Raw genomic sequence first — 22,707 nt, 5'->3', positions numbered from 1 at the left:
CGAAACCTATGCGTGAGGCCTCGCGCTGTTCGAGCACTTGCACGGCGAACACAGCGGCAAGCAACTCGCCATGTCGCGCGAGGAACTCTGCCCGGATTTTTTGACGATGTCCATGCAGTGGGCGTTTGCAGGCGTGCTGGACCGCCCCGGGCTTGATCTGGCGACACGCGAACTGGTCGCCATTGCGAGCTGCGTCACGCTCGGTTACGCACTCCCGCAACTGCGCGCGCATATCGAGGCGGTGATCGTCGCGGGTGCTTCCCGTGAGCAGATTGTGGAAGCCATTCTCCAGACGATGTTTTACGCAGGGGGAGCAGCCGTGAACAACGCGTTGGGTGTCGCTGCGGATGTCTTCGGCATGACGGACGAAAGCGCCTAGCGTCATGCGGTCGAATCGGCATCGTTAAGATGGTCAACATCCACGCCGTCTGTCGGCGATCTGGTTTTGCAGGCCAGACCATCGAGCGACCCGCTCAAATACGCAGTTCAGCCAGAATCTGCCCAGCGAGAAAATCACAGGGCGGCCGGCCCGACCGCGCACTGCGGGCAAGGACGACTTCGAGTTCGTCCAGCGGCGGCAACCCTTCGTTCTGCGATAGCTGAACGAGGTGCCCCGGCACGCTGCATTTTGCGAGGGGCGCTATCGCGAGCCCTGCTTCGACCATGCTGATCAGGCCCATCAGGCTCGGGCTTTCGTAGGACATCCGATATTTGATGTTGGCCCGCTGAAGCGCGCTGATGGCATGCGCGCGTGCCGTACTGCCATGGGCAAAAACGGCGATCGGAAGCGGGCGCTCCTTCCACACCTTTCTTGCGGGCGCCCCGGCCCACACCATGGGCTCGAAACGGAGGAATTCGCCCGCAACGCCCTTCGCTTTCGTGATGCAGGCGAGGTCCAGCGTGTTGTCCTTCAGCAATGGCACGAGCGCGTGGCTAGGCAGGCCGATTACCCGAATTTCGACACGCGGATGCGCCACCGCGAACTTTCCCAGAACCTGCGGCAGCAGCGACGACGCGTAGTCATCGGGAACGCCGATGGTGACGCGGCCCTTCATTTCGGGGCGAACGACCGACGCCCACGCTTCATCCCGCATCGCGAGCATGCGACGGCCATAGTCCAAAAGCGTCGTGCCTTCCGGGGTAATCGTTACGTTACGGGTGCTTCGCACGAAAAGCGGCTTGCCCAGCGCTTCCTCGAGCGCCTTGATTTGCATGCTGACCGCCGACGGCGACCGATGCACGGACTCCGCACCTCGAGCAAACGACCCCGTATCGGCAATCGCCACGAGCATTTCGAGCACGTCCAGATCGAGCTTCTTCATCTTCTTCAGAAAATCTGATCAATGGATTCAGTTTAATTCGTTTTACTGGGGCTTGCATCAAACCGATACTGCGATCGACGAACACTTCGGGAGCACAGCAATGTACGGTTCCGCATCGATGTACGGATTTCTGACGGTTGCCGGAATGCTTGCCGTGACACCGGGCCCGAACATGGTCTACGTGATGTCGCGCTCGATTGCGCAAGGCCGCACGGCCGGGCTCATTTCGCTTGCGGGCGTCATGCTCGGATACCTCTTCTACATGTTTGGCGCTGCATTCGGCATCACGGCATTTTTCTTGAGCGTGCCTTATGCAGGCAGTGTGTTGGGGGCGGTGGGCGCCGTGTATCTGTTCTATCTGGCGTGGCAGGCCGTGAAGCCCGGCGGCCGTTCTCCGCTGGAGGTTCGCGATCTGCCCCGGGAACAGCCTCGCCGGCTCTTCGCGATGGGCGCCACGACGAGCCTGTTGAATCCGAAGCTCGCGATGATCTTTCTGTCGCTCCTGCCGCAATTCATCAACGATCATGACGGCAGCGTTCTCAGGCAGTCGCTCGTGCTCGGTTCGTCGTTGATCGTCGCATTCGCATCGGTCAATGGCTTCGTGGCAGTCTGCTCCGGCGGCATGGCGACGTTCCTCGCCAGTCGCCCGCGACTCCTGCTGGCTCAACGCTGGAGCATGGGCGTGATGCTGCTTGCGCTTGGCGCGCACATGACCACGGACGCATTGAAGGCGGCAGGCATCGGTTGAGCTCCGTGGCGGATGAAAGCGGCGTGACCGAAAGATCATGCATGCGTCACGGGCCATTCAGGGCCCGCTCTCCAGAATGCAAACCATTGGAGTCGCCTGTCGCGATTCCGGGTTTCGAACCGGAGAGATCACATGAACATTCGAACTGCAGTCGCCATGATTGTTGCCATCACCGCTGCCACGTCCGCCTTCGCGGATGGCGGTCACGATTACCCCGGCGCATACGCGGCAAGTAGCGCGTCGAGCACCCGCGGCGCTGCTGCCGTTGCGCCGGCCGGCCCGTCCGGGAATTCGGCTCCGTCCGGAAAGACGCGCGAGGAAGTCCGTCAGGAGCTGATTCGCGCGTATCACGATGGTCTGCTGCCGACGAGCAACCACGACTATCCGCCGAGTGCTGAAACCATTGCGCGAAACAAGGAACTCCACAGCCTGCGCGAACCGGTGTGGGCGGCGCAACATTGATGCGCGGGCGTTCGCGGTTCGCGGCGGTGACGGATGCGTGGCGTATGCGCCTTCGGCGCGCACATCGGTGGGCCTGCCCGGCAAAGGAACGAGCCCGACCGAGCGCGCGCGGAAAGCGCGGCCGGCTTTGCGTCAGAGCGCTTGCGCCGCCCGCTGCACCGCCGCGTAGCGATCGATCCGCATCCGGTCCAGCTTCGCCGTCACCGCCTCCAGGAGCTCGGGTGCCGCGCGCTCGGGGCGCCCGCAATCGAACGGCGGCGCCGGCGCATACTCGACGCAAAGCTGCACCGACTGTGCGTGCTCCGCGCCGGCAATCTCCGCCACGACCGACAGCGCCATGTCGATGCCGGCCGTCACCCCGCCGCCGGTGATCACGTTGCCGTCGCGCACCACGCGTGCTTCATCGACGATCGCGCCGAACGGCGGCAGCAGGTCGCGCCATGACCAGTGACAAGCCGCCCGCTTGCCGCGCAACAGCCCCGCCGCGCCAAGCAGCACCGATCCCGTGCATACCGACGTCACATATCGCGCGCCCTGCGCGAGCCGGCGCAGCTCGCGCAAGTATTCGGCGTCGCCCAGCGCGTCGACCACGCTCAGGCCGCCCGGCACGCACACGAGATCCGCATGCGGGATGTCGGCCAGCCGCTTGACGTTCGCGATCGTGAGGCCGCCGTCGGCGACGATCGTCCCGCCGCGGGACGAAGCCATCACGCATTGCGCGCCGGGCAGTTGCAGGAACACCTCGTAAGGGCCGGCGAAATCGAGTTGCGTCACGTTGTCGAACAGCGCGAAAACGACGACGTAGGGTGCGGCTGTCATGTCGTGAATCTCCTTCTGGTGGATTGACACCCCACAGCGTCGCGCCTTATCGTTTTGGCAGCAATGTCGCTGATCCTGCTTTTTCTGCCATGCCTCACCGCATCGCCGTGCTCGTCTTTCCCGACTTCCAGCTGCTCGACGCGGCCGGGCCCGTGGCCGCGTTCGAAGTCGCCAGCTACTATCGCGACGGCCACTACACGATGCGCACCATCGCCGCGCAAGCCGGCCTCGTGCGCAGTTCGTCGGGCGTGAGCTGGGCAGCCGAAGGACTGCCTCCGGCAAGCGCGGTCGACACGCTGCTCATCGCCGGCGGCGACGGCGTGGACGCGCTGATGGCCGACGTGCGCCTGCATCGCTTCGTGCAGCGCTGCGCAAAGCGTGGCGTGCGCGTGACGAGCGTCTGCACGGGCAGCCTGCTGCTGGCCGCGGCCGGCGTGCTCGACAACCGGCGCGCCACCACGCACTGGTCCCGCAGCGATCAATTCGCCCGCGCGTTCCCGCAGGTGCATCTGGAGCCCGACCATATTTATGTGAACGACGGCCCGTTCTGGACCAGCGCGGGCATCAGCGCCGGCATCGACCTTGCGCTCGCGCTGATCGGCGAGGATCTGGGGGAGCGTGTCGCGCGCGCGGTGGCACGGCAGCTGGTCGTCTATTACCGGCGCCCCGGCGGACAGTCGCAGTTCTCTGCCCTCATCGAGATGGACTGCGCGCGCGGCCGCTTCAAGCCGCTGCTCGATCACGTGCGCCGCAACCTCGGCGCGCGTCATCGCGTCAGCGACATGGCCGAGCGCGCGTGCATGAGTCCGCGTCATTTCGCGCGGGCGTTCCAGGAAGAAACCGGTCTTACGCCCGCGAAGGCGGTGGAAAAACTGCGCGTGGAAGCGGCGCGCGCCGCGCTCGAAAGCGGGGCGTCGTCGCTGCAGCGTGTGGCGAACGAATGCGGCTTCGGCGACGCCGAGAACATGCGCCGCAGCTTCCTGCGGCTGCTGGGCGTGCCGCCGTCGCTGCTGCGAGCGCGCTGACGCGACGCATCACGGATGCCACGTCAGCTTCGCATCGATGGGCGTTTCCGTGACGAGTCTGAAACCGAGATGCTCGTAGAGGCGCCGCGCCGGATTTCCCTGAAGAACGCTCAGCGAGACGGGTACGCCCGCGCGTGTCGCGTCAGCCAATACGTCGCGCAGCACCGCGTTGCCGATGCCTTTGCCCTGGTGTGCGGGCAATATCTGGATTTGATGAAGGTGCCACTCATCCGGCGCGCGGCTCAACTTGAGAAGCCCGATGCTTTCGGTGCCGCCGCAGATGATCTTCGCGTCCTCGAAGTTCGCGCGGATGCGGCCGTGATGCGTGTCGTCGTCGGTGGGTACGCCGGCCCGTTGCAGATGTGCCGTCATCGTGAGCTTGCGCAGTCTCAGGAGGAACGGGACGTCAGCCGGCGTTGCCGCGCGTAGCGTGATGGGTGAGGTCATGTGCTTCTACCGATGGAAAGTAGCGCGCGTCACGTGAGCGGCGGAAACCCGCCAATAGAATAATCATTCTATATGGCGACGAATTTTGCTTCGCCTTTTGCGTGCGGGTCCGGCGATTCTGATTTAAATTGATTCCCCGCTTGCGGCCGTCGGGTTCGATGAATAGCCATATCGCAACGCGCATTTCGTCTCTTGCGCGTGCGGATCGGCACCGGCTGGCCAACTCCGGATATTCCATGCTTTGTTCACCGCGCGCTTCTCCGCGAAGGACCTGCCAAGGCTGCTCATGAGTAACAAACCGGCTCTCACCGCCGATGCGCCGCTGGAAAGCGCCACATCGGCTTTTCGCGCGATGGCGCTGGCGTGCCTGATCGTATGCATGGCGCAGATGGCGACGACGGTTTATCTGCCGTCCTTGCCCATCGTCATGCGCGAGCTGAAGATGACGCAGGGCAGCGCCGAGCTGTCCATCTCCGCCTATGTGATCGGCGCGGCGCTGCCCGTGCTGTTCTGGGGAGCCGCCGCGGAACGCTGGGGCAGGCGCGCGCCTTTGCTGATCTCCTTGCTGCTGTTCGCGGCCAGCAGCCTGCTGCTCGCAAGCTGCACGTCCGCGCTCGCGCTGCTGGTGTTGCGCGCGATTCAGGGCATCGCGGGCGGCGGCGCGGCGATCATCGCCAGAATCATCGTGCGGGACAACTGGCGCGGCGACGAACTGGCGCGGCGGCTGTCCGTGCTGTCGATCGCCTTCATCACCGCACTGGGCGGCGGCCAGTTCATCGGCGGGCTGATCGGTCAGTACAGCCATTGGCAAGCGGGTTTCGTGCTGATGGCCGTCACCGCCGCGCTGGCGATCGGCATCTCGTATTCGCTGCCGTTGAAGGCGGGACGCCGCACCGCCGTCATGTCGGGCATGGCCGGCACATACCGGGCCGTGCTGCGGCGCCCGGGTTTCCTGTGGCCGGCCTGCGCGGGAGGGTTGGGATTCGCCGCGACCGTGACCTTGCAGGAAGTGAGTCCTTTCGTGTTCCAGGAGCATTTCAAGTTGCCCGTGACGGGCTTCGGCAGTATCGGCCTGCTGATCGGCGTCGCCTATTTCAGCGGTGCGATGCTGGTCAATCGCCTCGTGAGCCGGCTTGGCGGCGTGCGATTGATGCATGCCGGCGCCACGCTGCTGGCGCTCGCGACTACGCTGATGCTGGCGTCCTGGCTGGGCGGCCTGCTGAACCATTTCGCCGGGCTGTGGATCTTCATCGCGCTGTATTGCCTGACGATTTTCGGCCAGGCGGTGCTGTTTCCCAACAGCATGGCGACGGCCGTCAGCGATGCGCACGAGTACGGCGCGCATGCGATGGCCTTGTGCGGATTCCTGCAGCAAGGATTGGCCGGCATCGCCGCGACTGCCGCCGTGCTGTTGCACCATGACGGCGCGTGGACCCTCGCCGTGTTCGTGCTCGGTGTGCTGACCTTGCTTCAGGTGAAGTTGAAAGTCAGAGGCAGGTAGTTTCGATGCGCGGGAGTCGATGACCGAAAGCAGCGCGCATCAGGAATCTCTGCTTCATCGATTACGACTTTTCGACGACCCCTCCCCACAGCGCGCGAATTGCCGCGACGCCATACGCACCGGCGTCGCGGGCTTCGGCCAACGTATCGGCGGACATTCCGCCCAACGCATAGATCGGAATCGAGGTCAGCGCCGCGAGTTCGCGAAAACGCGGCCAGCCAAGCGGTTCGGCCGTGGTATGTGTTGCAGTCGGCAGAACAGGCGAGAGGGTCAACAGATCGACCCCTATTCGGTTTGCATGCTGTATCTGGTTGGCGTCGTGACATGCAGCGGAAACCAGGAACCCGGCGGGCAATGGTCTGCTCGAGCACGCCATCAGGCGGGTGCTGGTGAGATGCATGCCGTCTGCCTGCAGCGTCTCTGCCACTTCAGGCGGCGCGTTCAGCAGCAGCCGCGCATCGTAGCGCCGGCAATACGTCAACGCTTGCTCGGCCAGCCACGCATACTGCGCAGCAGTCACGGTTTTGGCGCGGAGCTGAACCAGGCGGATGCCCGCCTTCAATGCGCGTTCGAGATCCACGAGAAAACCGGCTAACGGTTTGTCGGCCGGGGGTTCCGGTGTGACCAGATAGGTCAGCGGCAACTTGGTTGAATGCTGCATCGGGCTTGGGGGCAGGCGACGGAAAAGTATCGTTGTCGGAGATCAGTCGGATACGCGGAAACGCATCCGGCCTCGTTGCGTCGAAGCCAGGCTATACGCAACGGGAGCGGCCAGCAAACCCGTGACCAGAATATAGATTGCCGGTGCAGTCACCCGATGCGTGACTTCGATCAGGTAAGCGCACACGACGGGCGCGGTCCCGCCAAAAATCGCAGTGGCAAAGGAGTAGGTGCTGGCCATGCCGACATCCCCCCAACTCTCCTTGAACAAGTCCGCCAGGACGACAAAAATGACGCCGACGATGCAGCCGGCCATGATTGCCAAAGCGGCTTGCGCAAGCAATTGCAAAATGGGATCGCCCGTTTGCAACACGAGGAACAGCGGATAGCTGCCGAGGACCAGCGAGACGATCCCGGCCAGGACGAGATTGGCCGCGCTTGTGACGCGCGCGCCATAGCCTGCGGCGATCGTCGACGCAGAGAAGACGATCAAGGTGACGACATTGGAAAAATGCGCGTCGAAGCTGGATGCGCCGAGATAGCTGTGTAAATAATTCGGCATCCATACGAGCAACGCGTAGATGACGATTTCCATGAACGCAACCAGGATGAACGCCTGCGCCAGCGGCAAGGCCGGCTTCCGGCGCGAAGTGCGGCGCTCCTGCGCGCTCAGGCCCTTGCCGACCGACGACCTGAGCGAGTAGATCGCGAGTGACAAGGGAATGCAGAGCAAAAACGGCCAGCGCCACGATTCGGCCCAGTACCCGGCAGTCGGCCGGTCCGTGAGCGGGTGCAATGCGCCGGCAAGATACGGCAAGCCGAACGTGGTGCCCGACGCCAACAGCATGCCGATGAATCCGCTGACCACGACGAACGCACAATAAGGTCCGCGATTCCGGTCATTCGCGTTGAGCGACACGAAATATCCGCTCAATGGCATTTCGCCGCCGGCGCAAAAGCCTTGCAGCACTTTCAAGGTCAGCAGCAGGGAAGTCGCAAGATAGCCGGCTGCCTGATAAGTCGGCAGGAATGCGATCAGTGACGCCGGCGTTGCCATTCCCAGCATGCTGAACTTGAGCGCCGTGCCGGTGCCGTATCGATTGCCCAAGGCGCCGAAAAACAGGCTGCCGAAAGGGCGTGCCAGGTAGCTGCTTGCGAACACCGAAAAACTCAGCGCCAGCGCCAGTTTGTCGCTTGCGGGCGGAAAAAATAGACGGCCGATTTCCAATGCCATGAAGGCAGTGAGTGAAAATTCATACCATTCAAACAGATTGGCCGTGAGCGCTATTTTCAGAATTGGGTCAAATCTTGATCGCATGAAACGCTTTCCTTCATGAGCGACAGGACGTAGGGAAGGTTTCCGTCTATGACCTTGTTGCGCAACGCGGCGCAATGGCACTCTACCGTTCTGTCCGAGATGCGGAGGACTCGGGAGATTTCCTTGGTGCTGAGCCGCTCCGACCTAAAAAGAAAAACGCGGACCTGTGCATCCGTCAACGGAGTAATGAAATACTGGTGGACCTTGAAATAGGCGAGCGTTCGTTCGATCGACGTTGCCGTGTTGTAAAACTTCCTGTTCAGCAGATAGACATTGATCGGCGGGAGGGTTCGCGTAATGTCGTGCCGATAGGTGACGATTCCAAGTATGTTTTTGCGAGTTCCCAGCACAGGGAATTTGACCATTTCCTCGACCTGCGCCTCTCCGCAAGCGTCGAGAAACTGGTGTCTGCCGATCACATGGGATTTCTTTTCGCGCGCGGATAAATCCAGGCGCTCGATCGACTTTGCGTACTGCGTTCCCCAGTCGGGTTGATTGAATCTGATGTCCTGTATCGTCAGCCCCAGGAGATCCTTTGGGTTTTTTATTCCGAACTGAAGCGAGTTGTGCAGGTTATTGACTATGTATCTGCCGGTGTCTGCTTCCTTCAGGCTTGCCGAAGTCGGAAAGTTTTCTATGAGGCTGGCAATTGCGCTGTCGCATTTCATGGCGTAGCCCGGTGAGGTGCAAGGGGGCGCATTGTGAACAAATTTAATGAAAATTTACCGGATAGTTTCGGGGAATTGTCGTCCACACTCCGATCTAGCATGCGCACGCGGGTACTGTATCAGTAATTTTCGCGGATGTCTTACTGGTGCCGTCTGTGGAAAATCAATCGAACCTTGCCGGGATGGTGGATTTTTAGTCGGGATTTATTGAGGTAATTCGACCCTGTTGCCGTTGATTTTTTTTGAAACTGTTCGGGTCTTTCGGATTTGTTTTGTAAACAATCAACAGGAATCGGCGGCAGGCGGGAAGGATGCGAGGAATCCGACTCGCAGGGAGTTGATGCCCGTTTGGGCGCATCGACACCCGCCTGGCGTCGGTTATTGACGATCCACCTAAGCGGCAGTTGGCGTACCACGTTTCGACGCAAGTCCCTGATCTTGCGTCCCGCCTGCGTATCTAGAATTGGCTCGATGTAGGCGGCCTGGCGATCGCCGGATCCGGCGATCGCATTTTCTTTCATGTGCGCGGTGGCGGGGATTGAGCGGCAGTCAGCGTTCGCGGCTCGGAGAGCGGGGCGCAGCGGCCGCTCTGGCCTTGTCATGCTCCGCTGCCAGCGCCGCATCCGCCGCCTGCGCGCGCTGGATGGCCGGGCGTGCCAGGATGCGGTCGATATAGGCGCGCACCACGGGCGTCTCGGGCATCAGCTTGAACATCGTGGTCCAGTTCAGCGCCGAGCCCCACAGCACGTCCGCCGCCGTAAAGCGCTCGCCCAGCAGATAGGGTCCTTTGGCCAACTGCGCGCAGACCGCGTTGATGACGGTATCGAAGTCGCCGTAGGGCGAGGTCGAGTACGTCGCGGGCAGGCGATTCATCGAGCGGTCGACGACGGCCGGCTCGAAGCACGAACCGTAGAACACCATCCAGCGCAGGTACGGTCCGCGCAGGGAGTCACCCACCGCAGGCGCCAGGCCGGCTTCCGGGTACAGTTCCGCCGCATACATATAGACGGCGGCCTGTTCGGTGACGACCACGTCGCCGTGGCGCAGTGCGGGAACCTTGCCCATCGGGTTGATGCCCAGGTAATCGGGCTCGTGGTGTTCGCCACCGGAAAGGTCGAACGCGTGCGGTTCATAGTCGGCGTTCAGTTCTTCTAGCAGCATGCGGGCGCCAGCCGAACGGCTGCGCGCAGCGTGGTAGAGGATCAGGTGGCGGTCTTGCGGCATCACGGGCTCCGGAGTGTGGTCGGGAAGAGGGATCCAAATGTAGGGCCGCCGCGCGCCGTTGTCTTGGAAAAATCCGCTGCGGCAGTGCATCATCGCGAAATCACATCCACCGCCTGCACCATGACCGACTTGCGTAACGTCACCGACGCACCCAAGGGCGTGGTCGGCCCACGGGCCTTCCACCAGCGCTTCCGCCTGAATCGCTACTATCCGTGCGCTGAACTGGCCGGTGTGCTGGATCACCACTGGATTGTCGAATGGGATTTGCGCGACCAGCCGCCGTATGTGCAGCGCACGCTGCCGTATCCGTGCGTGAACCTGGTGTTCGACCGTCGGCAGACGGGCATCTTCGGCGTGGTGTCGGGTGCGTTCGAGACCACGCTGGCCGAAGCGGGGCGCGTGATCGGCCTGCGCTTTCGACCCGGTGCCTTCCGCGCGTTCTTCGGCAAGCCCGTGCATCTGCTGACCGACAAGGTGCTGCCGGTGTCGACGCTGCTCGGCTGCAGCGATGCCGAAGCGGAAGACGTCGTGCTCGGCGCCCGGGATGATGCCGGCATGGTGTCGGCCGCGGAGTCGCTGCTGTTGCGTGTGCTGCCGCGGCCCGATCCGCAGGTCGAGCGCATCCACGCGATCCTGCAGATGCTGCAGCAGGACATCGGTCTTACGCAGGTGCGCGACTTGGCCGAACGTGCAGACCTAAGCGAGCGCACGCTGCAGCAGCTCTTTGCCGATTATGTGGGGGTGTCGCCGAAGTGGGTGATCTGCCGCTACCGCCTGCATGAAGCCGCCGACAAGCTCGCCAGCGGCGAGCCGATCGATATGGCGGAACTGGCTCACGCGCTCGGCTATTTCGACCAGGCGCACTTCACGCGCGACTTCCGCAAGCTGGTGGGCAAGGCGCCGGCGGAGTATCGGCGAGATCGTAGAAAATCCGAAGCGTGACGTGCGCCGGTTCCGTCACCGGCAAAATTCGGACTTCGATTAGTTTCGCTTAAGCCCCGCCGCGCTTGGGTTTGGGAGAAGTCACGCAACGTTAAGCGAAACCTCTCGGGAGCGTATTAAGTGAAACTATTCAAAGTTTCCACAGCTTGACCCGCAAGACGATTGCTCACTCCACCGTCACCGACTTCGCCAGATTCCTCGGCTTATCGATATCCGTCCCTCGCGCAATCGCCGCGTGATACGCGAGCAACTGCATCGGCACCGTATGCAAAATCGGCGACAGCGGCCCGTAGTACTCGTTGAGCCGAATCACGTCGATCCCTTCACCCGGCGCCAGCCCGCAATCGACGTCCGCGAACACGAACAGCCTGCCATTACGCGCGCTGACTTCATGCATGTTCGACCGCAGCTTCTCCAGCAGCATGTCGTTCGGCGCCACCGCAATCACCGGCATCTCATTGCTCACCAGCGCGAGCGGCCCGTGCTTCAGCTCCCCAGCCGGATACGCCTCCGCATGAATGTACGAAATCTCCTTCATCTTCAGCGCGCCTTCGAGCGCGATCGGGTAGTGCATCCCGCGCCCGAGGAACAGCATGTTGTCCCGGCGCGCGAGCAGCTCCGACCACGCGATGATCTGCGGCTCGAGCGCCAGCACCTTCGCGATCGCATCCGGCAGGTGACGCAGCGCACGCAGATGCTGCTTCTCGTCGTCGTCGCTCAACCGGCCGCGCACCTGCGCGAGCGACAGCGCAAGCAGGAACAGCGCGACCAGCTGCGTGGTGAACGCCTTCGTCGACGCGACGCCGATCTCGATGCCCGCGCGCGTCACGAACTGCAATGCGCACTCGCGCATCAGCGCGCTGGTGGCGACGTTGCAGATCGCGAGCGTATGCAGCATGCCCGTCTGCTTCGCCGCATGCACGGCGCCCAGCACGTCGGCCGTCTCGCCGCTTTGCGACACCGCGACGACGAGCGTCTTCGGGTTCGGCACGCTGTCGCGATAGCGGTACTCGCTGGCAATCTCGACGCTGGCCGGCACCTTCGCGAGGCTCTCGATCCAGTACTTCGCGGTCAGCGCCGCGTGATAGCTGCCGCCGCATGCGAGCAGCAGCACCGAATCGACTTCATTGAACACGCGCCACGCGTGGTCGCCGAACAGCTCCGGCATGATCGACGTGACGTCGAGCAGCGTGTCGGCGACCGCCTGCGGCTGCTCGAAGATCTCCTTCTGCATGTAGTAGCGGTACGCCCCGAGATCGGCCGCGCCGCTGTGCGCGGCGACGCGCTGCACGGCGCGCTCCACGCGCTGGCCGTTCGCATCGACGATCCAGTAGCGATGCAGCTGGACGTCGGCAACGTCGCCGTTCTCCAGATAGGCGATCCGGTCCGTGATGCCCGCCAGCGCAATCGCGTCGGACGCGAGGAAGTTCTCACCGTCGCCGGCGCCGATCACGAGCGGCATCCCGTTGCGCGCGCCGACGATGCGGTGCGGCTCGTCGCGGCACATCACCGCGATCGCGTAGCTGCCGCGCAGGCGCGTGACCGCGCGCCGGACGGCATCGAACAGGTCGCCGTCGTACAGGTGATCGATCAGGTGGGCGATTGCCTCGCTGTCGGTCTGGCTCGCGAACGCGTAGCCGTGCGCTTCGAGTTCCGCGCGCAGCGCGTCGCAGTTCTCGATGATGCCGTTGTGCGACAGCGCGATGCGCGCGTCGTCGTCGCCCGGCGAGAAATGCGGATGCGCGTTGAGCGTGACCGGCGCGCCGTGCGTCGCCCAGCGCGTATGAGCAATGCCGGTGTAGCCCGACAGCGCGCGCTCGGCGATCTCGCGCTGCAGGTTGGCGACGCGGTCGACGCTGCGCGCCCGCGCAAGCGCGCGGTCGCGGTACACGACAACGCCGCACGAGTCGTAGCCGCGGTATTCGAGCCGCTTCAGGCCGTCGACGAGATTCGGCAGGATGTCCCGCTGGGCCACCGCCCCGACAATTCCACACATATCGCGCTCCGTAGAAGGTGCTGTTTCGATCAGTGACAGCGATAGTAGAGGTGATGAAATGGAATTAAATTTCAAAAAACAGGTGATATTGAAACGTGACGATCGTCGCGTATCATACTGAAATTAAATTTCACACCGAAAGAACGGGAGGCCCCTTGGCCAGCGTGACCCTCGACGATCTCGATCTCCGCATCCTCGCGATCCTGCAGGACGATGCGTCGGTGTCGAACCTGGAGCTGGCCGAGCGTGCGCTATCGTCGCCGCCGACCTGCCTGCGCCGGGTGCGCCGGCTGCGGGACGCCGGCGTGATCCGGCGGCAGATCGCGATCCTCGATCAGCAGATGATCGGCTCGGCGGTCACCGCGATCATCGAGATCAGCCTCGACCGGCAGACGGCGGAGGACTGCGACGCGTTCGAGCGCTACGTGTGTGCGGAACCGGCGGTCACGCAGTGCTACCGCGTGTCGCCGGGGCCGGACTTCGTCGTGATCGCCGATCTTGCGGATGTCGCCGACTACGACGCGTTCGCGAGACGGCTGTTTACCGAGGCGTCGAACGTCCGCAACGTGCGGACGTTCTTCTCGACGCATCGCGCGAAGTTCGAGGCGAATGCGCCGGTCGCGCATGCGCTGCGCCGGCAGAAGTGACGCTCGCTGCAGGCGCATGCGGGTGCGCGTTGGTCCGGATCACGCTGCGCGTGCGTCGTCCGTCGCGCCGACCAACTGCAGCGGCTTGCCGGCCCCGAAGCAATGCTGCGCTTCGGGAAACGCGTTGTGCCGGACGTCGTGCGCGTATTGCGCGATCGCGTCGCGCGTCACGGCGCCGACGTCCGCATAGCGCTTGACGAAGCGGGGCGTGTAGGTGTCGAAGCCGCCGATCATGTCCTCGGTCACGAGCACCTGGCCGTCGCACGCGGGCGACGCGCCGATGCCGATGGTCGGAATCGCGAGCGCGGCCGTAATGTGGCGCGCGAGCGCTTCGGCGGTGCCCTCGATGACGACGCTGAACGCGCCGGCCTGCTCGACCGCGAGCGCGGCAGCGAAGATGCGTTCGGCGGTGCGCGGCTCCAGCCCCTGCGCCTTGAAGCCGCCGGTCGCGTTCGCCTGTTGCGGCATGAGCCCGATGTGCGCCATCACGGGCACGCCGCGCTCGGTCAGGAAGCGGATCGTGTCGGCCATCTCCGGGCCGCCTTCGAGCTTCACGGCCTGCGCGCCGGTTTCGGCGAGCAGGCGCGCGGCGGAACGGAACGCCTGCGCGGGCGATTCCTGATACGTCGCGAACGGCAGGTCGACGACGACGCACGCCTGCTGCGCGCCGCGCACGACGGCCGCGCCGTGCGCGATCATCATGTCCAGCGTGACGCCGAGCGTGCTCGGCATGCCGTACAGCACCATGCCGACGGAATCGCCGACGATGATGACGTCCGCGACTGCGTCGACGAGCCTGGCCATCGGCGTCGAATAGGCGGTCAGCGAGACGAGGCTGCCGGCGCCTTTGGTCGCGCGGATCGAGGTGACGGTTTTGCGATTGGTGGTAGTGTGCGCGCTCATGAACACATGCCGTGTCGGGTGAAGGTGCGTCAAGGTATCACCGCGCCCGCGCACGGAATGGCATTCGGAGGACGTCTTATGCTGCTGGCAGGACAATCGGCCCAACCCTATGCCGTCCCGGCGGTGCCGGCGATGACGCGGCTGCCGAGGCCGCTGTATGTCCGCGCATTCGAGATTCCGGGGCACGTCAGCGTCGACGCGCACAGCCATCCGTGGGCGCAGCTGATGTATGTGACGGCGGGCGTGATCGAGGTCGACACGCCGCACGGGCGTCATCTGCTGCCGCCGCACTATGCGATGTGGATTCCGCCGCACGTGCCGCACGCGGTCGCGACGCGCGACTGCGTCGCATTCCACAGCCTGTATCTGGACGAGGCGATCGTCGGCGACGGCTTCGACGACACGTGCCGGATTCTGTGCATGACGCCGCTGCTGCGGGAGCTGGTCGTCGCGACCGCGGAACTGCCGGAGAACTACGACGAAGCGGGGCCGGACGGCGCGCTCGTCTGCCTGATCGCGGATCGCATCCAGCGCCTGCGGCCGGCGCCGCTGACCGTGCCGCTGCCGCGCGACGCACGCCTGCTGAAGATCGCCCGCGCGCTGCACGCCGATCCCGGCGACGCGCGCAGCCTCGACGAGTGGGGGCAGCAGGTCGGCGCGACGCGCCGCACGCTGTCGCGCCTGTTCCGTCACGACACCGGGTTGTCGTTCACCGAATGGCGGCAGGCCGTGCGCCTGCTGGCGGCATTGCCGCTGCTCGAGGGCGGCGAGGCGGTCGGCGCGGTGGCGGCGCGATTGGGCTACGACTCGACGTCGTCGTTCATCGGGCTGTTCCAGCAGAAATTCCACGTCACGCCCGGCGCGTTCGCGAAACAGGCGGCGCGGCGCATCGTCAAGCCGGATTGACGGCCGCGCACGGCGCGCCGCGCCGTCGCATTCCCTCCGATCAAAACGCCAGCGTGTATTGCGCAGGATGGTCGCTGCCGGACCGGCGTCCGGCGCTTTCGAGCGACAGCAGCGCGCGCTTCCTGTCGATGCCGCCCGCATAGCCGGTGAGGCTGCCCGTCGCGCCGATGATGCGATGGCACGGCACGATGATCGACACCGGATTGCGCCCGACCGCGCCGCCGACCGCGCGCGCGGCGCTAACAGGCAGGCCGATGCGCTGCGTCAGCTCGCCGTAGGAGGCCAGCGCGCCGAACGGGATCGCCAGCAATGCCTTCCACACGCGCCGCTGGAATCCGGTGCCGCGCAGATGCAGCGGCACCGAGAACGTCGTGCGCACGCCGGCGAAGTACTCGGCGATTTCTTCCTGAGCCTGCCGCGCCACGGGCGACAGGGGCTGTTCGTGGGTCGCGATCGCGATCGACGGGAAATACTTTTGCCCGACGAAGAAGAGGCCGGTCAGGCAGTCGTCTTCCACGCGCACGACGATGTCGCCCAGCGGGCTCGATATCAGGTTGCCGGGTGTCATGGCGGGTGTCCGGATCGAAGTTCAGGCGACGACTGTAAACCATCGCGATCGCGGACGGCCCGCAGCACCGGTGAAAAACGATTAACTCGGACGAGTACCTGAGTCGTATCTTCGCGCCGCGTGTTTAGAGATGACTCATAGAAATCCCGCACTGGTCAGACGTCCGAAAACTCCCTATTCTTTGAAAAACGTTTTCCAAAGCGATGGCGAAACGTGGCGCCGCGCGCGAGACCCGCGGTGCGCCTGCCCCGGTGCTCGTCGCCGGCAACGATCAAGCGTGCGGCACGACGAGCGGCGCCGCGCAACGGAGACATTCATGCAATCTGCCGTCGTCGGCGTCGCGCGCGTCGCGAGCCGCTACCGCTGGGCCGTGTGCGGGCTGCTGTTCCTGGCCACCGTCATCAACTACATGGACCGCCAGATCCTCGGCCTGCTCGCGCCGATGCTCCAGCACGACATCGGCTGGACCCAGGTCCAGTACGGCCGCATCGTGATGGCGTTTTCCGCGTTCTATGCGATCGGCCTGCTGGGCTTCGGCCGCGTGGTGGACTGGCTCGGCACGCGCGTGTCGTATGCGCTGGCGATGCTGTTCTGGAGCATCGCCGCGATGCTGCATGCGGCCGTCGGCTCGGTGACGGGCTTTGCGTTCGTGCGCGCGTTGCTCGGCATCGGCGAGGGCGGCAATTTCCCGGCGGCCATCAAGACCACGGCCGAATGGTTTCCGCGCCGCGAGCGCGCGCTCGCGACCGGCATCTTCAACTCGGGGGCGAACATCGGCGCGGTGTTCGCGCCGGCGATCATCCCGGCGATCGCGCTCGCCTACGGCTGGCGCGCGGCGTTCGTGATCATCGGCGCGGTCGGCCTGCTGTGGCTGGTCGTATGGCTCGCGTTCTACCGGCCCGCCGACCCGCAGGCGCTCAGCCAGGCGTTCGACGAGCCGCGCGACGAAGCCGAAGCGCTCGACGCCGCCAACGTGAACGCCGGCGCGCCCGGCTGGGGCATGCTGCTGCGCAAGCGCGAAACGTGGGCGTTCCTGATCGGCAAGTTCCTGACCGATCCCGTCTGGTGGTTCTACCTGTTCTGGCTGCCGAAGTGGCTCAACGAGTCGCGCGGAATGGACATGCAGCACATCGGCCTGCCGCTCGTCTGCATCTATGCGCTCACGACCGTCGGCAGCATCGGCGGCGGCTGGATCTCGTCGACGATGCTGCGTTCCGGCTGGAGCGTGAACGCCGCGCGCAAGACCGCGATGCTGATCTGCGCGTGCTGCGTACTGCCGATCGCGTTCGTCTCGCAGGTCCAGAATCTGTGGGCCGCGGTGCTGATCGTCGGCCTTGCCGCCGCCGCGCACCAGGGCTGGTCGGCGAACCTGTTCACGACCGCGTCGGATATGTTTCCGCGCCGCGCGGTGGCGTCGGTGGTCGGCATCGGCGGGATGGCCGGCTCGATCGGCGGCGTGCTGTTCTCCGAGGTGATCGGCCAGGTGCTGCAGCGCACGGGCCACTACTGGGTGCTGTTCGCGATCGGCGCGCTCGCGTATCTGCTGGCGCTCTCGGTCATGCATGCGCTCACGCCGCGCATGGCGCCCGCGAAGCTCGATGCGTAACTCCGCGACTCGGGCGGCTTGCGGCCGCGCGCAGCCGCGTTCAGCGGCACGCGGCCGTCGAGCCCCTGACGATCAGCCGCGGCTCGAACGTCGAGTAGCCGGCGTCCGCGTGGCCCGCGAGCGCGTCGATCAGCTTCTGCATCGCGAGCTCGCCCATCTTCTCGCTCTGGATGTCGACGGTGGTCAGCGCGGGCGATGCGTATTCGCCGTAAGGCACGTTGTCGATGCCTGTGACCGACACGTCCTGCGGCAGCCTGAAGCCGAGCGACGCAGCTTCCTTCATGAAGCCGAGCGCGATCAGGTCGTTGTAGCAGATCACGGCCTGCGGGCGCTGCGGCCCGAGCATCACGCGCGAGCACGCGCGCTCGCCGGCCTCGGCGGTCGGCGCGTGCGCGTCGTGCACGTCGAGCGTGAGCCCGGCTTCCGCGAGGCAGTCGCGCGCGCCCTGGATGCGCTCGTCGTTGATGCGCGCCTGCCCGAAGCCGAGGTACGCGATGTGCCGGTGGCCGAGATTCAGCAGATGGCGCGCGAGCATGTAGGTCGACAGCCGGCTGTCGATGCCGACGCCGGGAATCGACAGGTCCGGGCTGCGCCGCAGCAGCACGAGGGGCTTGTGGAGGTCGAGCATCCAGCGCAGGCCCTCGTCGGGCAGGCGCGAACTGACGATCAGCCCGTCGACGCGCGGCGCGAGCGCCTCGATCAGCGCGCGCTCGCGGGCCTGGTTCTCGTCGGTATCGACGAGCAGCAGCGTGTAGTCGTGCTGGAGCGCGACCCGGTTCGCGCCTTTCACGACGTTCGTGAAGTGCGGATTGCTGATGTCGAGGATGACGAGGCCGATGGTGCGCGTGCGCCCCGTGATCATCGAGCGGGCGAGCGGGTTCGAGCGATAGCCGAGCTTGTCGATCGCGGCCTTGAGCCGCGCCTCGACCGCGGGCGAGAACCGCTGCGCGCCGTTCACGTACTTCGACACCGTCGCGACCGATACGCCCGCTTCGGCGGCGACGTCGCGAATCGTCGGGGAAACTTTTTTCATGCGGAGGGTAACGTTTTCTTCGCTGGGCACCGGATTGTGGCAGAAAAAGCCGGCGCGCGGCCTGGTGCGAGTTGTCCGCGCAAAGCGCAAGCAGGGCAACGGCTATGGTCATTGACGCCGTGCCCGCATCAAACCTATAGTTGGAAAACGTTTTCCAGTCAAGTCAGTTCCAAGGAGATTCGATGAACGCCTCAACCACCGAAGCGGGCAAGCCGTTCCGGCGCCTGCTGCTGACGGGCGCAGCGGGCAATCTCGGTTGCCAGTTGCGCGGTGCGCTCGCCGGCTGGGCCGACGTCGTGCGCGTGAGCGACGTCGCGCCGCTGGGCGACGCGGCCGCGCACGAGGAAGTCCGGGTCGCGGACCTCGCGGACCGGCAGGCGGTCACGGCGCTCGTCGACGGCGTCGACGCGATCGTGCATCTCGGCGGCATTTCTGTCGACGCGCCGTTCGACGACCTGCTCGAAGCGAACATCCGCGGCACGTACAACCTGTACGAAGCGGCGCGCAAGCACGGGGTGAAGCGGATCGTGTTCGCGAGCTCGAATCATGCGATCGGGTTTCATCCGGTGACGGAAGTGCTCGACGCCGATGCGCCGCAGCGTCCGGACAGCCTGTACGGCGTGACGAAGTGCTTCGGCGAGGCGCTGTCGCGCTACTACTTCGACCGCTTCGGCATCGAGACGGTGTGCCTGCGGATCGGCTCGTCGTTCGAAGCGCCGAAGAATCCGCGCATGCTCGTCACCTATCTCAGCTATCGCGACTTCATCGAGCTCGTGCGCTGTTCGCTGCTGACGAATCGCGTCGGGCACGTGGTCGTGTACGGCGTGTCGGACAATCCGGTCAAGTGGTGGGACAACACCAAGGCGGGCTTCCTCGGCTTCCGTCCGCGCGACAGCTCCGAGCAGTTCGCCGGGCGCTTCGCGCTCACCGCGCCGAGCACCGATTTCGACGATCCGGCGCAGCGTTTCCAGGGCGGCGGATTCGTCGTCGGGGAGCCGATGGCGCGGCGCGAATAGATGCTTCGGAGAACGGAACGGCTTAGCGGCCCAACTCGCCGATCGCGGTTTCGATGATCGACTCGAGTTCGGGCCGCGCGCCACGCGCCGTGGTGACACCCGATACGGCGATGCGGTGCCGAGGCACGTAGTAGACGACGGTGCCCCAGAAGCCCGCATGCGAGTAGCACACGGTGCCGCCGATCTCGCTGACGAACACCCCGAGCCGGTATGCGTCGGCGCCCTCGTGTGCATCCGCCTCGAGCATTTCGGCCAGCGTCTGCGGGTTGTCGTACACCCTGCCTTCGAACAGATCGGCTGCCAGCGACGCGAGGTCGCGCGCCGACATCACCAGCCCGCCGCCGCCGTAGAGGTCCATCGTCGCGTTGACGTCCGTCATTTCGATATCGCCGTAGAACTGGCGCGCCCGTGGCTCGACATGCGACGGCGGTTGCTCGATCAGCTCCCACCATGTCGAACGCAAGCCCCGCGCGTCGAAGCGCAATGCGTTGCGCACCACCGCGGCAAGCGTTTCGCCGGTCGCGCGCTCGACGATGTCGCCCAGCAACACGTATCCGGTATCGGAGTACTGGAACCGTGCGCCGGGTTCGCTTTGCGGGCCGGCATACCGGGCCGACAGGCGGACCTGTTCGTCGCGGGTCCAGTGGTGCGACGGATCGGTGAGCACCGTCTGCATGAAGCTCGGGGCGTCGCCGTGGTCGTACAGTCCCGCACTGTGATTCATCAACTGGCGTACGGTCATCGATTCGGTGCGATAGCCGCCTGCCTGCAGTACGGCAACGAGGCTCGGCGTCGCGACGGACGCGATCGACGCATCGAGGTCGATCCTGCCTTGCTCCCAAAGTCTCAGCACGGCGGCTGCCGTGAACATCTTCGTATTGCTCGCGACCCGCAGCGGCGTGTCGATGCCCAACGGCCGGTTGGCGGATGCATCGGCCATGCCGTGTGCCGTTCCCCACGGCACCGGGGTTCCGTCGCCGGTCACGAAAATCGCCATGGGCGCGCTGGCCCGACCTAACGCTGCAATCACTTTTTCTTGTTTCAAGCAGATTCTCCGCAAGGATGACGTTCGAGAGGCCGTATCGTCTCACAGCCGCGGGCGGTCGACGGGGCGGCCGCTTGCTTCAAACCCCCGACGCATGAAAACCCGGCAGCGTCGGAATGCGCTCGGCCATGAACTGCAGGAACACGCGCGCCCTCAGCGGCGGGTAGCGGCGCGACGGCGTGATCAGGTGCACCGAATGCGGCGGGATTGCCCACTTGGGAAGCACCCTGACCAACTGCCCCGCATCGATCAGGTCCTGCACGACCCATGCGGGCGCACTGCCCAGGCCGATGCCGGCGAGATAGCATTCGCGCAGCGCGACCGAGTTGTTGACGCGGTAGCGCCCGTTGGTCGGGACGACGATGGTCTCGGCGCCCTTGCTGAGTTCGAGCCGTGCGCCGACGGCGGCGCGCGCATAGCCGACGAACGGATGCCTGAGCAAGTCTTCCGGCCGGCGGATTCGCGGTGCGCGCTGCAGGTAGTCGGGCGTCGCGACCAGCACGCGCGGCGACCACGCGACATTGCGGGCGACGGCATCCGGGGGAAGGGCGTTGCCGATGCGGATCGCGACGTCGATGCTTTCCTCGACGAGATCGATGATGCGGTCGGTCAGGTTCAGCTCGACCTCGATCTCCGGATATTGCGCGAGGAATTCGAGCACGAGCGCGTTGAGCCGCAATTCGCCGAGCCCCATCGGCGCGCTGACCGTCAGCTTGCCGACCGGCCGCTGCGCCTGGCCGCGCACGTCGGCGACGGCGTCGGCATAGGTTTCGAGCATCTGCTTGCAGCGCTCGTAAAAGCGCCGGCCTTCGTCGGTCGGCGTCAGGCTCGTGGTGGTCCGTTGCAGCAGCCGGACGCCGAGCTGCTTCTCCATCGCGGAGACGACCTTGCTCATCGTCGGCTGACCGATTTTTTCTTCGCGGGCAACCGCCGAGAAGCTGCCCAGCTCGACGGCGCGCGTGTACAGCCACATCGATTGAAGCGAATCCAAGTCATTCCCCTGTGGAATAGGCCGTATGCGATTTTCGCGCATTCCATCCAGGATTGGCATGACGTAACGTTGCCTCACCTTCACTTCTTTCGACGGGAACACCATGCAATCAGCCACGCAATCGTCGCTCGGCGGCGCGCACGTCGTCGCGTTCGGCGGAAGCTCGGGAATCGGCCTTGCGGCAGCGGCGGCGGCCAAGGCGCGCGGCGCCGACCTCACGCTCGTCGGCCGGACTCCCGCGAAACTCGAAGCCGCCGCGCGAACGATCGGCGGCGCGCGCACGGCGTTGGCCGACATCGCCGACAAGCGGGCGGTCGCCGCGGTGTTCGCCGAGATGACCCGCGTCGACCATCTGGTGATTACCGCGGGCAGCTTCATCGTCGGCAAGCTGGCCGACTCCGATCCGGAGCGGCTGCTGGCTGCGGTTCACGAGCGCATCGCGGGGCCGGTGCATGCGATCCGGGCCGCATTGCCGCTGATGCCGCCGACGGCGTCGATCGTCCTGACGAGCGGGCAGCTTTCCGATCGTCCGTCGGGGGACGGCACGGCGGTCATCGCCGCCGCGGTGAGCGGCGTCGAGGCGCTCGCGCGCTCGCTCGCGCTCGAACTCAAGCCGATCCGGGTCAACGTCGTCTCGCCGGGGTTCGTGGATACGCCGCTGTTCGATGCGTTCGGCCCGGAGAGCCGCGACGCGATCCTTGCCCAGGCGGCGGCCACGCTGCCGGTTGGCCGCGTCGGACGTCCGGACGAAGTCGGCGAAGCGATTGCGTTCCTGTTGGGCAATGGTTACGTGAACGCCGAAATCCTGCATGTCGACGGCGGCGGGCGCTTTGCGTGACGCCGCGAGGCGGCCGGCCGTC

25 protein-coding genes are annotated in these 22,707 nt (G+C 65.1%); 11 read left to right on the top strand and 14 right to left on the bottom strand.

Translation table 11 applies throughout. From position 1 onward, the window contains the following. Positions 1 to 37 precede the first annotated feature (37 nt). Positions 38 to 379 carry a carboxymuconolactone decarboxylase family protein gene (locus tag HWX31_RS02560; RefSeq protein WP_208456068.1) on the top strand — a complete coding sequence of 114 codons (342 nt, stop codon included), beginning with the start codon at positions 38 to 40 and terminating at the stop codon, positions 377 to 379. A gap of 94 nt (positions 380 to 473) precedes the next feature. On the opposite strand, the gene HWX31_RS02555 is transcribed toward HWX31_RS02560, so the two are convergent. Next, positions 474 to 1,322, bottom strand: coding sequence for a LysR substrate-binding domain-containing protein (locus HWX31_RS02555; RefSeq protein WP_174962710.1), 849 nt, complete (start codon positions 1,320 to 1,322; stop codon positions 474 to 476). A 100-nt stretch (positions 1,323 to 1,422) separates the two neighbouring features. Here HWX31_RS02555 and HWX31_RS02550 point away from each other — a divergent pair, with 100 nt between their 5' ends. Together HWX31_RS02550 and HWX31_RS02545 are read left to right on the top strand one after the other, a co-directional pair. Next, positions 1,423 to 2,070 (top strand): LysE family translocator, encoded by a 648-nt coding sequence (locus HWX31_RS02550; RefSeq protein ID WP_174962707.1) that lies wholly within the window; start codon positions 1,423 to 1,425, stop codon positions 2,068 to 2,070. Positions 2,071 to 2,202: 132 nt separating this feature from the next. Then, positions 2,203 to 2,532, top strand: a complete 330-nt coding sequence (locus HWX31_RS02545; protein ID WP_174962705.1) for a DUF4148 domain-containing protein — start codon at positions 2,203 to 2,205, stop codon at positions 2,530 to 2,532. Between the two features lie 132 nt (positions 2,533 to 2,664). Here HWX31_RS02545 and HWX31_RS02540 read toward each other — a convergent pair whose 3' ends face one another. Next, complete coding sequence (locus HWX31_RS02540; protein WP_174962702.1) at positions 2,665 to 3,351, bottom strand: DJ-1/PfpI family protein; 687 nt, start codon at positions 3,349 to 3,351, stop codon at positions 2,665 to 2,667. A gap of 89 nt (positions 3,352 to 3,440) precedes the next feature. On the opposite strand from HWX31_RS02540, the gene HWX31_RS02535 reads away from it, so the two are divergent. Continuing rightward, positions 3,441 to 4,376, top strand: coding sequence for a GlxA family transcriptional regulator (locus tag HWX31_RS02535; RefSeq protein WP_174962700.1), 936 nt, complete (start codon positions 3,441 to 3,443; stop codon positions 4,374 to 4,376). A 9-nt stretch (positions 4,377 to 4,385) separates the two neighbouring features. Here HWX31_RS02535 and HWX31_RS02530 read toward each other — a convergent pair whose 3' ends face one another. Continuing rightward, entirely contained in the window at positions 4,386 to 4,823 is a 438-nt protein-coding gene (locus tag HWX31_RS02530) for a GNAT family N-acetyltransferase (protein WP_059714848.1), read from the bottom strand. A 241-nt stretch (positions 4,824 to 5,064) separates the two neighbouring features. On the opposite strand from HWX31_RS02530, the gene HWX31_RS02525 reads away from it, so the two are divergent. Beyond that, on the top strand, positions 5,065 to 6,324 hold the full coding sequence (locus tag HWX31_RS02525; RefSeq protein WP_244143625.1) for an MFS transporter: 1,260 nt from the start codon (positions 5,065 to 5,067) through the stop codon (positions 6,322 to 6,324). Between the two features lie 61 nt (positions 6,325 to 6,385). Here HWX31_RS02525 and HWX31_RS02520 read toward each other — a convergent pair whose 3' ends face one another. From HWX31_RS02520 to HWX31_RS02500, 5 genes are all read right to left on the bottom strand, one after another. Beyond that, positions 6,386 to 6,985 (bottom strand): thiamine phosphate synthase, encoded by a 600-nt coding sequence (locus tag HWX31_RS02520; RefSeq protein WP_174962698.1) that lies wholly within the window; start codon positions 6,983 to 6,985, stop codon positions 6,386 to 6,388. Positions 6,986 to 7,027: 42 nt separating this feature from the next. Beyond that, the gene (locus tag HWX31_RS02515; RefSeq protein ID WP_174962697.1) at positions 7,028 to 8,302 is read right to left on the bottom strand and encodes an MFS transporter; all 1,275 of its coding nucleotides are present in this window, start codon (positions 8,300 to 8,302) and stop codon (positions 7,028 to 7,030) included. Next, a complete protein-coding gene (locus HWX31_RS02510) occupies positions 8,275 to 8,970 on the bottom strand; it encodes a helix-turn-helix transcriptional regulator (protein ID WP_174962695.1) in 696 nt (231 codons plus the stop codon). The genes HWX31_RS02515 and HWX31_RS02510 overlap by 28 nt, the downstream gene beginning before the upstream one ends. Positions 8,971 to 9,110: 140 nt before the next feature. Further along, positions 9,111 to 9,491, bottom strand: a complete 381-nt coding sequence (locus tag HWX31_RS02505) for a hypothetical protein (protein ID WP_174962693.1) — start codon at positions 9,489 to 9,491, stop codon at positions 9,111 to 9,113. 28 nt (positions 9,492 to 9,519) lie between these two features. After that, complete coding sequence (locus HWX31_RS02500; RefSeq protein ID WP_174962691.1) at positions 9,520 to 10,194, bottom strand: glutathione S-transferase family protein; 675 nt, start codon at positions 10,192 to 10,194, stop codon at positions 9,520 to 9,522. Positions 10,195 to 10,314: 120 nt separating this feature from the next. Between HWX31_RS02500 and HWX31_RS02495 the strand changes: the two genes are divergently transcribed. Beyond that, a complete protein-coding gene (locus HWX31_RS02495; protein ID WP_174962778.1) occupies positions 10,315 to 11,136 on the top strand; it encodes an AraC family transcriptional regulator in 822 nt (273 codons plus the stop codon). Positions 11,137 to 11,302: 166 nt separating this feature from the next. Here HWX31_RS02495 and glmS read toward each other — a convergent pair whose 3' ends face one another. Beyond that, positions 11,303 to 13,132: a glutamine--fructose-6-phosphate transaminase (isomerizing) gene (gene glmS, locus HWX31_RS02490; protein WP_174962689.1), complete on the bottom strand. Its 1,830-nt coding sequence runs from the start codon at positions 13,130 to 13,132 to the stop codon at positions 11,303 to 11,305. A gap of 155 nt (positions 13,133 to 13,287) precedes the next feature. Between glmS and HWX31_RS02485 the strand changes: the two genes are divergently transcribed. Continuing rightward, positions 13,288 to 13,779, top strand: coding sequence for an Lrp/AsnC family transcriptional regulator (locus HWX31_RS02485; RefSeq protein WP_174962687.1), 492 nt, complete (start codon positions 13,288 to 13,290; stop codon positions 13,777 to 13,779). 39 nt (positions 13,780 to 13,818) lie between these two features. Here HWX31_RS02485 and panB read toward each other — a convergent pair whose 3' ends face one another. After that, positions 13,819 to 14,682 carry a 3-methyl-2-oxobutanoate hydroxymethyltransferase gene (panB, locus tag HWX31_RS02480; RefSeq protein WP_174962685.1) on the bottom strand — a complete coding sequence of 288 codons (864 nt, stop codon included), beginning with the start codon at positions 14,680 to 14,682 and terminating at the stop codon, positions 13,819 to 13,821. A gap of 78 nt (positions 14,683 to 14,760) precedes the next feature. Here panB and HWX31_RS02475 point away from each other — a divergent pair, with 78 nt between their 5' ends. Further along, positions 14,761 to 15,588 (top strand): AraC family transcriptional regulator, encoded by an 828-nt coding sequence (locus HWX31_RS02475; RefSeq protein WP_174962683.1) that lies wholly within the window; start codon positions 14,761 to 14,763, stop codon positions 15,586 to 15,588. A gap of 40 nt (positions 15,589 to 15,628) precedes the next feature. On the opposite strand, the gene HWX31_RS02470 is transcribed toward HWX31_RS02475, so the two are convergent. Beyond that, complete coding sequence (locus HWX31_RS02470) at positions 15,629 to 16,156, bottom strand: methylated-DNA--[protein]-cysteine S-methyltransferase (RefSeq protein ID WP_174962681.1); 528 nt, start codon at positions 16,154 to 16,156, stop codon at positions 15,629 to 15,631. A gap of 316 nt (positions 16,157 to 16,472) precedes the next feature. Between HWX31_RS02470 and HWX31_RS02465 the strand changes: the two genes are divergently transcribed. Next, the gene (locus HWX31_RS02465) at positions 16,473 to 17,762 is read left to right on the top strand and encodes an MFS transporter (RefSeq protein ID WP_174962678.1); all 1,290 of its coding nucleotides are present in this window, start codon (positions 16,473 to 16,475) and stop codon (positions 17,760 to 17,762) included. A gap of 40 nt (positions 17,763 to 17,802) precedes the next feature. Here the strand turns inward: HWX31_RS02465 and HWX31_RS02460 are convergent, their stop codons facing one another. Then, positions 17,803 to 18,795, bottom strand: a complete 993-nt coding sequence (locus HWX31_RS02460; protein WP_244143624.1) for a LacI family DNA-binding transcriptional regulator — start codon at positions 18,793 to 18,795, stop codon at positions 17,803 to 17,805. A 182-nt stretch (positions 18,796 to 18,977) separates the two neighbouring features. On the opposite strand from HWX31_RS02460, the gene HWX31_RS02455 reads away from it, so the two are divergent. Continuing rightward, positions 18,978 to 19,811, top strand: coding sequence for an NAD-dependent epimerase/dehydratase family protein (locus HWX31_RS02455; RefSeq protein WP_059651753.1), 834 nt, complete (start codon positions 18,978 to 18,980; stop codon positions 19,809 to 19,811). A 22-nt stretch (positions 19,812 to 19,833) separates the two neighbouring features. Here HWX31_RS02455 and HWX31_RS02450 read toward each other — a convergent pair whose 3' ends face one another. Both HWX31_RS02450 and HWX31_RS02445 read right to left on the bottom strand, forming a co-directional pair. Then, on the bottom strand, positions 19,834 to 20,808 hold the full coding sequence (locus HWX31_RS02450; RefSeq protein ID WP_059771725.1) for a serine hydrolase domain-containing protein: 975 nt from the start codon (positions 20,806 to 20,808) through the stop codon (positions 19,834 to 19,836). 127 nt (positions 20,809 to 20,935) lie between these two features. After that, complete coding sequence (locus tag HWX31_RS02445; RefSeq protein WP_059614390.1) at positions 20,936 to 21,847, bottom strand: LysR family transcriptional regulator; 912 nt, start codon at positions 21,845 to 21,847, stop codon at positions 20,936 to 20,938. 103 nt (positions 21,848 to 21,950) lie between these two features. Between HWX31_RS02445 and HWX31_RS02440 the strand changes: the two genes are divergently transcribed. Beyond that, positions 21,951 to 22,685 carry an SDR family oxidoreductase gene (locus HWX31_RS02440; protein ID WP_174962674.1) on the top strand — a complete coding sequence of 245 codons (735 nt, stop codon included), beginning with the start codon at positions 21,951 to 21,953 and terminating at the stop codon, positions 22,683 to 22,685. The last annotated feature ends 22 nt before the right edge of the window (positions 22,686 to 22,707 follow it).

Origin of the sequence: Burkholderia ubonensis (assembly GCF_902833085.1) — a bacterium.
GTDB lineage: Bacteria > Pseudomonadota > Gammaproteobacteria > Burkholderiales > Burkholderiaceae > Burkholderia > Burkholderia ubonensis.
This window is presented reverse-complemented; position numbering and strand designations above follow the sequence as displayed.

Bases quoted from the DNA above. Each gene is read 5' to 3' on its own strand.
- HWX31_RS02460 (WP_244143624.1), bottom strand. From the start codon at position 18,795: ATGAAAAAAGTTTCCCCGACGATTCGCGACGTCGCCGCCGAAGCGGGC.
- HWX31_RS02540 (WP_174962702.1), bottom strand. From the start codon at position 3,351: ATGACAGCCGCACCCTACGTCGTCGTTTTCGCGCTGTTCGACAACGTG.
- HWX31_RS02470 (WP_174962681.1), bottom strand. From the start codon at position 16,156: ATGACACCCGGCAACCTGATATCGAGCCCGCTGGGCGACATCGTCGTG.
- HWX31_RS02450 (WP_059771725.1), bottom strand. From the start codon at position 20,808: ATGGCGATTTTCGTGACCGGCGACGGAACCCCGGTGCCGTGGGGAACG.
- panB (WP_174962685.1), bottom strand. From the start codon at position 14,682: ATGAGCGCGCACACTACCACCAATCGCAAAACCGTCACCTCGATCCGC.
- HWX31_RS02495 (WP_174962778.1), top strand. From the start codon at position 10,315: ATGACCGACTTGCGTAACGTCACCGACGCACCCAAGGGCGTGGTCGGC.
- HWX31_RS02520 (WP_174962698.1), bottom strand. From the start codon at position 6,985: ATGCAGCATTCAACCAAGTTGCCGCTGACCTATCTGGTCACACCGGAA.
- HWX31_RS02465 (WP_174962678.1), top strand. From the start codon at position 16,473: ATGCAATCTGCCGTCGTCGGCGTCGCGCGCGTCGCGAGCCGCTACCGC.
- HWX31_RS02475 (WP_174962683.1), top strand. From the start codon at position 14,761: ATGCTGCTGGCAGGACAATCGGCCCAACCCTATGCCGTCCCGGCGGTG.
- HWX31_RS02535 (WP_174962700.1), top strand. From the start codon at position 3,441: ATGCCTCACCGCATCGCCGTGCTCGTCTTTCCCGACTTCCAGCTGCTC.
- HWX31_RS02455 (WP_059651753.1), top strand. From the start codon at position 18,978: ATGAACGCCTCAACCACCGAAGCGGGCAAGCCGTTCCGGCGCCTGCTG.
- HWX31_RS02545 (WP_174962705.1), top strand. From the start codon at position 2,203: ATGAACATTCGAACTGCAGTCGCCATGATTGTTGCCATCACCGCTGCC.
- HWX31_RS02515 (WP_174962697.1), bottom strand. From the start codon at position 8,302: ATGCGATCAAGATTTGACCCAATTCTGAAAATAGCGCTCACGGCCAAT.
- HWX31_RS02555 (WP_174962710.1), bottom strand. From the start codon at position 1,322: ATGAAGAAGCTCGATCTGGACGTGCTCGAAATGCTCGTGGCGATTGCC.
- HWX31_RS02550 (WP_174962707.1), top strand. From the start codon at position 1,423: ATGTACGGTTCCGCATCGATGTACGGATTTCTGACGGTTGCCGGAATG.
- HWX31_RS02505 (WP_174962693.1), bottom strand. From the start codon at position 9,491: ATGAAAGAAAATGCGATCGCCGGATCCGGCGATCGCCAGGCCGCCTAC.
- HWX31_RS02440 (WP_174962674.1), top strand. From the start codon at position 21,951: ATGCAATCAGCCACGCAATCGTCGCTCGGCGGCGCGCACGTCGTCGCG.
- HWX31_RS02510 (WP_174962695.1), bottom strand. From the start codon at position 8,970: ATGAAATGCGACAGCGCAATTGCCAGCCTCATAGAAAACTTTCCGACT.
- HWX31_RS02500 (WP_174962691.1), bottom strand. From the start codon at position 10,194: ATGCCGCAAGACCGCCACCTGATCCTCTACCACGCTGCGCGCAGCCGT.
- HWX31_RS02530 (WP_059714848.1), bottom strand. From the start codon at position 4,823: ATGACCTCACCCATCACGCTACGCGCGGCAACGCCGGCTGACGTCCCG.
- glmS (WP_174962689.1), bottom strand. From the start codon at position 13,132: ATGTGTGGAATTGTCGGGGCGGTGGCCCAGCGGGACATCCTGCCGAAT.